General features: G+C 30.7%; 10 protein-coding genes and 2 pseudogenes. 6 read left to right on the top strand and 6 right to left on the bottom strand.

The features are described 5' to 3' along the window. Window positions 1–515 precede the first annotated feature (515 nt). Both M3225_RS28560 and M3225_RS28555 read left to right on the top strand, forming a co-directional pair. Window positions 516–1,079 (top strand): SMI1/KNR4 family protein, encoded by a 564-nt coding sequence (locus M3225_RS28560; RefSeq protein ID WP_251400691.1) that lies wholly within the window; start codon window positions 516–518, stop codon window positions 1,077–1,079. 279 nt (window positions 1,080–1,358) lie between these two features. Next, a pseudogene (locus M3225_RS28555) lies at window positions 1,359–1,781 on the top strand (DUF7832 domain-containing protein); the annotation flags it as partial. 659 nt (window positions 1,782–2,440) lie between these two features. Here the strand turns inward: M3225_RS28555 and M3225_RS28545 are convergent. After that, on the bottom strand, window positions 2,441–2,845 hold the full coding sequence (locus M3225_RS28545; protein WP_251400689.1) for a hypothetical protein: 405 nt from the start codon (window positions 2,843–2,845) through the stop codon (window positions 2,441–2,443). 364 nt (window positions 2,846–3,209) lie between these two features. Between M3225_RS28545 and M3225_RS28540 the strand changes: the two genes are divergently transcribed. Next, entirely contained in the window at window positions 3,210–3,908 is a 699-nt protein-coding gene (locus M3225_RS28540; RefSeq protein ID WP_251400688.1) for an aspartate/glutamate racemase family protein, read from the top strand. Window positions 3,909–4,144: 236 nt separating this feature from the next. Here the strand turns inward: M3225_RS28540 and M3225_RS28535 are convergent, their stop codons facing one another. Then, window positions 4,145–4,618: a hypothetical protein gene (locus M3225_RS28535; protein WP_251400686.1), complete on the bottom strand. Its 474-nt coding sequence runs from the start codon at window positions 4,616–4,618 to the stop codon at window positions 4,145–4,147. A 1,741-nt stretch (window positions 4,619–6,359) separates the two neighbouring features. On the opposite strand from M3225_RS28535, the gene sigH reads away from it, so the two are divergent. Beyond that, a complete protein-coding gene (sigH, locus tag M3225_RS28530) occupies window positions 6,360–7,007 on the top strand; it encodes an RNA polymerase sporulation sigma factor SigH (protein ID WP_251400684.1) in 648 nt (215 codons plus the stop codon). 200 nt (window positions 7,008–7,207) lie between these two features. Here the strand turns inward: sigH and M3225_RS28525 are convergent, their stop codons facing one another. The 3 genes and pseudogenes from M3225_RS28525 to M3225_RS28515 form a co-directional block, all read right to left on the bottom strand. Then, window positions 7,208–7,363, bottom strand: coding sequence for a hypothetical protein (locus tag M3225_RS28525; protein ID WP_251400682.1), 156 nt, complete (start codon window positions 7,361–7,363; stop codon window positions 7,208–7,210). Between the two features lie 139 nt (window positions 7,364–7,502). Continuing rightward, the gene (locus M3225_RS28520; RefSeq protein WP_251400680.1) at window positions 7,503–7,733 is read right to left on the bottom strand and encodes a hypothetical protein; all 231 of its coding nucleotides are present in this window, start codon (window positions 7,731–7,733) and stop codon (window positions 7,503–7,505) included. 2 nt (window positions 7,734–7,735) lie between these two features. Continuing rightward, window positions 7,736–8,055: pseudogene (locus tag M3225_RS28515) on the bottom strand (YbjQ family protein). A gap of 528 nt (window positions 8,056–8,583) precedes the next feature. Between M3225_RS28515 and M3225_RS29745 the strand changes: the two are divergent. Beyond that, a complete protein-coding gene (locus M3225_RS29745) occupies window positions 8,584–8,712 on the top strand; it encodes a hypothetical protein (protein WP_285886151.1) in 129 nt (42 codons plus the stop codon). Window positions 8,713–8,719: 7 nt separating this feature from the next. On the opposite strand, the gene M3225_RS28510 is transcribed toward M3225_RS29745, so the two are convergent. Further along, entirely contained in the window at window positions 8,720–8,866 is a 147-nt protein-coding gene (locus M3225_RS28510) for a sporulation histidine kinase inhibitor Sda (protein ID WP_251400678.1), read from the bottom strand. Window positions 8,867–9,476: 610 nt separating this feature from the next. Here M3225_RS28510 and M3225_RS28505 point away from each other — a divergent pair. Continuing rightward, complete coding sequence (locus M3225_RS28505; protein WP_251400676.1) at window positions 9,477–9,617, top strand: hypothetical protein; 141 nt, start codon at window positions 9,477–9,479, stop codon at window positions 9,615–9,617. Window positions 9,618–10,008 lie beyond the last annotated feature (391 nt).

Raw genomic sequence — 10,008 nt, 5'->3', positions numbered from 1 at the left:
TACCTCTGCTGGATAACTAACTCTTGTCCCCATAGAAAAAACACCTCCAAGTGATTGTTAGGTAGTATATACCCGTTTTTTAACTTAAAGGTGTTTTTTATTTGTCTCACTATAGGGGGTCAGTCCCACGGTTCCGCCGAGGGTTCTTTTTCCGGAGTATACAGCTTTTTATACATATGCTAACCCCCAGAAAAGATAGTATTTAGAGTAAGAACATGGTAATATTTATTTGCTAAATCAATTATGTTTCATAGTATCCCTAAAAAAGTCGCCTTACTCCAATGCCAATAGGATGAGGGGGCTTTTTATTTTAGTTTTTATAATGAGAGTTATGTTACCTATAGAGTATAAATTAGAAATTCCAGATAAAACCCGCGTGAATTTTTACCTTGTTACGGAATTAAACCAGATTGAGGATTTAGAAGGATTGATTAAGGGGACCTTAGATGATCTAGAAAATATTTTAGAAGCAAAGGTATAAAGTTTATAAAAATTACAATAAAGAAGGTGAACTTTTGAAAAAAGAATTTTATCAGAGCGAAAACTTTTGGAGCGACGATAGTAAATATAAGCGTATAGATTATCCGATAAATGATGAAATAATAAAGAAAACCGAAATTATTTTAGACGTTAAGTTACCTAGTTCATTAGTGGATTTAATGAAAATAAAAAATGGTGGGGGATTAAACTATCCATACTTTATATTACCCGATGGAGATACAGAAAGCATTCCTTATGGGGAAAGGGCAAGGATTAGTGAGATTGATCCTATACATTTTGAAAATGATGATATGAGTATCTTGTCTTCCGAAGAATTATTAAAAGAAGTCAAACTCACCGGTAAATTTGTGGTGTTGTGGACTGATTTTCACTATTGGGTCGTGTTAGATTACCGTAGTAGATCACAAGACCCTGCTGTTATATATATCGCAGAAAACTTCTCAGCTTCAACATACGATACTACAGAATGGGAGCATATCAAAATAGCAGACACTTTCGATGATTTTCTAAAGCAATTATTTCGTGTACCCCCATTAGAGCCAAAACAATTAAAAATTAGTTATAGTCGCAAAGAATGATTAAGCTAAACTATCTTTTTAGAAACTACATTTTTTTACTATACTCCTATTTTCATTAGTTAAAATATATATAGTTTAACCTCTACAGTATATAATGCAGTATATCGTTTACTTTTAATGTAATTCATGGAGGGAATTTTGTATAAATTAAAGTGTATTCCATTTTTTGTGTTTATTATTTTGTTCCTGCAAGGCTGCGAAGACTCATTAAATAAAAAAAGTATTCGTGAACAAGAAGAAACTACCTTAATAGAAGATATAGAGAAAGAGGAAAAGGCCATGACAACCGTCTATGATAAAGCTAAATGGCATTATGAAGGAGATTTTCCGAGTAACTTGAGTGAAAAACAGGCATTCGTTCATACTGGAATGTATCTCGGTTGGATTATTGAAGAAAATTTATATAGCAAAGAATTTAAAGAAGAAGCTGCACAGGAGATCATAAAGTTTAAACAAAAGAACATGACTGGAACAGAAGTATACATGGAATGGGATGGCGTCTTTGCCAGCGATATGCTGAATGCAGAAGGAAAGGCCTTTACAAAAGATTATTTTGATTTCGATAAAGGAACTTATTTAGATGATTATGAAGCTATATTTCCTCATATAGAATCCCTTTATAAGGTAGAAGATACGTGGAATAATTATGAGGCTATTAAAACAAAGATTAATGAGCGTTTTGATACTTGGAAGCATACAAAAGAGGAAAATAAAAGTGATAAGTTATTTACGGTTGATTCATATATTGGTTCATTAAAGAAAATACTTGAGCAAAATGAAGATAAGTTAATTAACAATATCGAAAAAGTACATAATTTTCATTATTATAAGGGCATTGATTTACTGGACTTTGAAATTTTTATCCAGCCATTTGATTTGTCTATTATGATGTTTTCTATGGACGATGAAGCGAACGAAGTTTTCTATGAAGGGAACGATCGTGCCATTTTTTCAGGAAGTTATGAGTTACTTGAAGAGTTTGAATACTATGAGCTAGCCGACGAGCATTCAGATGAATTTTGGGATTTTTATGAGCAAAATGAAGAAGAAATATCTGCTGCTGAGAAAGAATTGATTATAAACTGGTTTATTTCTTGTTGGAATAAAGCCGGTGATAATGGAATAAAGCTGCCTGTTTATCTAGATTTTCATGATGATATAGAATCTTTTGATTTAAATAAGAACAAATGGATTGATAATGATGACAAGTGGTCTAACGAAAATAGTAACTAAATTCGTTGTGCACGTGAAAAGAAGCCAAACTATCGTAGTGGCTTCTTTTTTATATCAATAATCACATTCTAAAAAATAGAAAATTATATGTTCGTAAAAGTATACTTTTACGGACAACGTATTCTTTATCATTTGAATGTAAAGACTTTTTCTACGCTCAAATTATTATCTCTATACAAAGAAAATTGATATTTTCCTGCAGAGAGTTTCCCTGGACTAATTTTAAATTCATATCCCGAAGTACCCTCGTCATTAGGAATAGTTTCTTCCATTAAAATATTGCTTTTATCCTTGATATTAGCTAATTTTAGTACAAACTTTTTATTTTGTTTTTCTTTTCCCGAATTGTCTTTAAAATGTATAGAGACAATTAGCTCCTTGTTTCGATCCACTTTATTTTGTGGGTCAATAATTTGTTGAGATTCATCATTTGTTTTATATCCTATTTCTATATTATCTCTTTTGATTTCTCCATCGTCTTTGAGTATAAAAAAGAAAAAACCAATAGAAATTAATACAATAAATAAAATCAAAAATTCTTTCCTCTTGAACATATAAATTACCTGATTTGTTATATTATAGTAGGTTTATACCATAATAATGTTTTATTCACAACAGTATATACAAAGGAGTTTTTTCAAGAGACTAGAACATATAAGTCAGGAATTTTATACATTTTCTGTTCACTTGGGTACTGAGAAAAGACCTTTAAATCAATGATGTATAAAACCGTGTATAAACAAGAAAAAGGAAAAGCGAACGAGCCCTTGTGTACCAAGGAATCGTTTTTGGTATGTGTTCCGGAAAGAGTGATTATGGTAACTACTGTTGTTTATGATGTTCACGCTGAAACAAACTTAATTTGTGGTAATATTTTCTATAAAGGAGGTTGGGAAATTGAAAACAATAGGCTTATTAGGTGGAATGAGTTGGGAATCATCAAGTGAGTACTACAGAATTATTAATCAAACAGTAAATAGAAAGTTAGGAGGACATCACTCTGCTAAAAGTGTGATGTATTCTGTAGATTTTGAAGAAATAAAAAAATTACAACATCATGATAGATGGGATGAGGCAACAGAATTAATGATTAGAGGAGCTCAATATATTGAAAAAGGTGGAGCCGACTTTTTAGTTATCTGTACAAATACCATGCATAAAATGGCAAGTGATATTCAGAAAGATATTAGTATTCCTATTCTACATATTGCAGATGCCACAGCTAAGAGAATAAAAGATCAAGGGATTAGTAGAGTCGGGTTGCTTGGAACAAAGTTTACGATGGAAGAGGACTTTTATAAAGGTCGACTTATAGCTAATCATAATCTTAAAGTTAATATCCCCCGTGAAAAAGAGTGTCAAATTGTACATGATATTATTTACAAAGAATTGTGCTTAGGAAAAATTGACTCAGATTCCAAAAGTGCATATCAAAAAATTATAAATGGTTTAATCAACGATGGAATAGAAGGAGCTATATTAGGTTGTACTGAAATTTCCTTACTAATTAATCAGAGTGATATCTCGATACCTATATTCGATACAACGGAAATACATGCACAAACAGCAGTTGATTGGGCGGTAGGGATGTCTTAAGGAAATAAACAGATGAAAAACAAACTAAGTACCATATTCTTCGGAACAAAGGCTTCGTAGAAGCTGTATTATGGTAACTAAAGATATATGGAGTATAAAGCTTAAAAACAGAAAAAACACTGCTCCCGTACAGTGTTTTTTCTGTTACACATATCTTAGGTTTAAGTAATGATGCCTCACGACACCTTGATTAGTTTTACTTATATGTAAAGCTTTCTTCGTTTTATCCTAACGTTCTAAGATCTTTTACCAGATAAAGTGTTATCTTTTACATACATTTCATAATGTCCATTTATGTAACTAGACACCTTTAAATTAAGTAAAAGGGCTTTGAGGTTAATTATTTTTTCAGTATCTAATCCGCACTCTTTTGCTATATCTTCGATTTCTCTTTTACTAATTTGTATGTTATTTTCCAAATCGCTCACTGTTTCTTTACTGTACTGAAAAGGAACTTCATCTATAACTTCTGTAATTAATTGATCCTGTCCTTCATATTCTGATCTGCCTTTGGCTGCAGAGTGCTTTCCAATTAATACAGCCTGCTCTTTTATATCAGACAGAAGAATCATTAATCTAATTCGTTGATTCATTAGAATGCGTTGTTTATCAAAAATAGAGATAATTTTGGTTTGATAATCATCCATGGTCATGTGAAGTTGATATTTTGCTTCTCTTATTACTTCTTCACTGTTTTTAATAAGTATCATATTTAAATTCTCTGCCCTCCCCGTACCATATATACTTTCATTATAACAAACTAGAAAAAGGGAACATTATTTTTCACTATTTAGTAATATCAATAATGTATATAAACATCAATATCATGGATTCATTAATCATTGATATTGATTATAAGAAAATATATCGACCCATGATTTTTTAAAGATTTACACCAATAATAAGCGACCTCATTAATTGAGATTAGAATTATAAGGTCACTTATAAAATACTCTAATTCAGTTTTTGTATTTTTCTGTTCTTTTATTGCAAAGCAATTATTTTATCATTAAATTCTTATCTCATTTTCAACATATTTATCAATTTTACTGAGCAAATAGATAATGGCAGAATTTAGTTTGAATAGGTTCTCTCTAATAAAATTAGATAACATTAGACTAGTGTTATTAGTTACTCTATTTTAAATTTTATCTCTTTCTCATGCATGATGACCATGATTATTCTTTTGACTAAGTAATTAGTCAAATAATCGCGGGAATGATGGAAAACCCACTCAAAATAGATCCCCACTCTCCAAATATAAGGTCACCTGACCAAGCGTCAGTAAAGCCTGCAATAGGATTACCAATAATACCTCTGGGAACATCATTTCCTATAATTAAACCAGCGATTCATCCAATAATTCCACTGATAATTAACATCTACAATATTTGCATTAAAGGTCATCTCTTTATTAAAAGATTTAGTTGGCTTTACCCCTCTAAGGAAATAAACTAAGTCTGCCTTTTCCTATTTAAGGGTGTTCCCCTCAGTTAGGAGAAACTTTTGAAAAAATTTCTCCACGTAGAGACCAGATACTACACTATTCACTAAATAAGTTACTAAATCAAAATGTTCCCTTTATTAAAAACTTACATGTTATTAATTTCCCCATATACTCTTTATGTAAACTAGAAAGCAGTTAAATATCATCTAGAATAGGCATGTTAGGGATGATATTTATTTCATTTCATCTTTATTACTTCCTTATTTCGTTTGAAAGACTAAAAGTCTATTTATATAAAAAAGAGAAAAACAATTCAATTCGAGAGATAAATCGTTTTCCTCAATAAATAGATAGCCTATATCATGTTGAGACCTTATTCCGTTTATATTTAAGTGCTTTTTTTAGAAGTACTATCTGATGATATAATTCATTCTTAATGGCTAAATCTCTACACTTATTATAATCTGCAATTAAACTTTTAATCTCCCTATGGAATAGGGAACGTTCATAGTTATCCAGCATATCCTCCCCTCCTGATGTCATTTCTTTTATATTACCCATTCGACACATACTGACACTTATTTTTCAATAAACCTCATTACGTGAACTCTACATTTTTAACCTCAGTTATGGCAGCGCCTATTTCATTTATAATTTCAAAAATATTATTTAAAGTTAAAAACAATTAATAAATTAAAAATCCCTCCCTTAAATTAAAGAAGGATTTTTATTTATCTTATACATCATTGTAAAGTACAAAAGATTAGATTTTTTGAAAGCATTACCAAGGTTCGACAACATTTTTATTTCTAGTTTCTTATACTTTAGAGGGATGGAGAAATAATAACCAAAAATCAAAGGTATATAGAGAAGCGCCAGGCTATACTAGGCGTTTTTTGTCTTAAAAAAATCTTTTTTTACTGACTAAGATAATCTTAAAAGAATTAAGCTTGCTATTCCAAGAATACTTTTAAAATTCACCTAAGATTGGCGGAGGGATATGAGTGAGTACAAATATCGAAACTGAATTAATCGAGAATTACGATAGATATAAAGATGAAGATCTACTAAACCTAATTCATTATGGGAACGAAGAGGCATTAAACTTTTTAATTAAAAAATATCGGGGTAATGTTCAAGCGAAGGCATCAACCTATTTTTTAAGAGGGGGCGATAAGGAAGACCTTATTCAAGAAGGAATGATTGGTCTATATAAGGCCATTCGTAATTTTAAAGGGGATAAAATGTCCTCTTTTAAAACATTTGCTGAGCTCTGTATTAAGAGACAGATGTTCACCGCGGTTAAAACAGCTGCTCGTCAAAAACATGGACCTCTAAACGCCTATGTTTCCCTATACAAGCCTTTATCTAATCAAGAAGCAGCCTATATGCTTCTTGATATGATAGCCGAAAAAAATATAACAAATCCGGAATTATTACTTATCAATCAAGAAGAATTCGAAGAAAAGAAACAAAAAATAGCCGAGCTACTTAGTAAATTAGAACAAAGAGTATGGGCTTTATATATAAATGACTATTCATATATAGAAATTTCCAAAGTATTAAGTATGTCTGAAAAGTCTATTGATAATGCTATTCAACGAATAAAAAGAAAAGCAGGACGGTACCTGGAGGTAGAAAAAGCTATATAATCTTTTTGCCTTAATGAAGGACTTAAGTTTACAGTATACAAAAAGCCCTTGATAAAAGGGCTTTTGAACATATAGTTGCCGATAAATTACATTGTGATAACTAATTTAATGCTGGATAGAGTAACAATTACTAGAGAAAAATAATCAATAAAAACACCGTTTCAAATAAACGGTGTAATAAAAATTTGTTCTAAGTTAATTTAGCTTGGATCATTTTCGTCTAAAGAGAGAGTCGTTACGTTAGTATATTCTCCTTTAGAAATTTCCTCTGGGGTTGCATCTTTTTGCAATTCATCTTCAGTATTTATTCCTTCTGCAATTGTTGAGTTATCAGTTGAGTTTTTTTGTTTTTTCATTTAGTACACTCCTTTCGGGTTTATTTTTCCCAACAATAAACCTTTCATCCTCTGGTTGATTGTACATAAAAAAGCTTTTAAACACGCTACTTATTGTATGATTTCCAATAGACAGCATTATGTAAAGTAGAAATAGAGTTCATTTTTCTTCCTTATAAAACCGTTCTCCCGTATGATGATTGTAATATACGCGTAATTTTTTGTTTGTTGTTGGGTCAACCGTAACTTCATCTGTGCGGATAAATCCATTCGGTATATCCTGGCCATGTCGGTTTCGAAAGCGTTTATCCCAAATAAGCCATGATAATATAGCTAAAATCAAGATACCAACACTCATCACTACATAATAAGTAATGATTAAATTCACCATTTTTACATCTCTTCTACAATAACTGCGGTTCCGTATGCCACGATTTCACTCATGTTGTTACAATTTCACCAGAATCAAATCGCATCATAATTATTGCATTGGCACCCATCACTTGGGCATTTTTCACCATACGGTCTAATGCATGCTTCCGTGCGTCCTCAAACATTTCTGTATATTGATTAATTTCGCCACCAATGAGACCCTTTAATCCAGCAAGAATATCATTCCCAATCCCTCTTGCTCGTATAGTTAATCCAAATACAGGACCCTTTACTTCTACTGTTTTATAGTTTGGTACATTTTCTGTTGTAACAATAATCATCAACCATTTCTCCTTTTATTTATGATATTTACAAGATATTGAAAATAAAAGGGTTGCATAGCAGCCCTAAATTAGTATTTCTTTGTGTATCTTTTTCAATCTTTCTCTATTGTACAGGTTTTTATATATTGTTTATTTACATATATTTATAATATGTCTAAGTTCCATCTCTTTGCACAAAATTGGCCTTCTTACACAAGGTCTAACTTATTTCTCCTGCTTTCAAACTACAAATATTCACTAACTGAAACATTTACTAATCTAATTTTTTTATGTTAAAATATATTTATGCAAAAGTCCAACGTTGCATAACACATAAGAATGTACACCTTAATCTTTTTCTAAGAAAAGTCCTATTGTCAGTTTTCAAAACTGCTTTGGGGCTTTTCTTTTCTATAACATCATTAGTCTCCATTTATCTTTTATGCTTTTTAAAGATCTCAGCATTAAAACCAAACAAAATTTGACAGAACAAAAACCTTAACCCTATTCTATACTTAAAAATAAACTCAAGGAGTTATAACATAAATGGATAACATGCAGCGCTTTATAGAATTAGTCTTAAAGTTTGAACAATCCTTAAATAGAAAGCTAACTCATCAAGAAAAAGAATTCTTAATGTGGGTTGTAAAAAAAGAAAAACAGATAGAAGCGTAATTCCGAATTAATTACTCCTATCTGTTTTAGTAATGAAGGGTAGATCCCTTCTTTTCAATTCTTCTTCAAGAATAAGAATGAAATCTTTATCTAACTTTAATTCAATTGCTTTAAAATACGATGCTAATAATGTTTCATCATTTAATTTCTTCATGTTTCCCCTCGCTTTTACAAAGTTATCATTCATGCACCTTGTTTATTTATTTTTGAATGTGTATTAAATTTGCTGTATTAAAGCTAGATAAGACATGGTTTAGCCATGTTAAAATTCTATTGAGTAATTTAGATTTTTGTTAATACATCCTTTAGAATTTATTTAATTATTAAATGAGAAGGGGCCTGTCTTTAACCTCAAAGACAGGCCTCTTCCTTTTTTGAACCAATAAAGCACATTATGTTAACTAAAAATGTATACTTTCGCGGACAGCTAATTTAATTTGGGTCCAATACTTAACATATAAAGACATATTCTACTTACTTAATTTTTTTAACCATTTATAAGAATTTTTCATGATTCCCCTAACATTGTTGTAAAATCATAATATTCTATTATTTTAATTTAAATTGTAAGCGATTACATATATAATAAGAATTAGGTTGGATAGCAAGCTTGGCTGTCACTGTATATGGCGTAGGCGGGAGGCGGGGCTAGTACAAGATAAAAATGGCTTATCATACAAAATACTTTGGTAATTTGTATGTATAAGAGATTGCTAGTTGGGCAATAATGAAAAATAGGAACTTACATAAAGGAGGTCAAACTATTGAGCGAATATAAACAGGTTTTCTCTACGTTTATTAAGGAAGAACAATTTGACTTACATTCATACCTTACTTATCTATTTATCAATGAATGTCAGGAGGATGTAGTAAATCAATTAGAACAGGAACATGTAAATCAATAAATTTATAAATAAGAAAAAGTGAAAGGATAAATAATAATGAATGGAAAAATTGTGTAGGTGGCTTTATCTTTCTTAACGGAGGGAATAGGTCGCCTATTGGTGTTTCTTCTAAATATTCACTTACACTGAAAAAATTGAAATTTCCATTTTTTATCATCTGCCACTCTATCTTCTACTTCCCTTTTAAGAAATTATTAAAGATATAATAAGTCAATAAAAAATTTATAATCATTTAACTTTAAGTCCTTTTGGTAAGATAATTTTAGGGACCGTCAATAATTTTGTGTAAATGGGAGTGTCCTTTTCTTATGAACGTTACCCACTAGTTTGCTTTAAACATCATTTGTAGCTCTGCGCGAGCTTGATCGAAACCAATGTGACATCTTGTCGC

The organism is Priestia aryabhattai (assembly GCF_023715685.1).
Taxonomy (GTDB): Bacteria; Bacillota; Bacilli; order Bacillales; family Bacillaceae_H; genus Priestia; species Priestia aryabhattai_B.
This window is presented reverse-complemented; position numbering and strand designations above follow the sequence as displayed.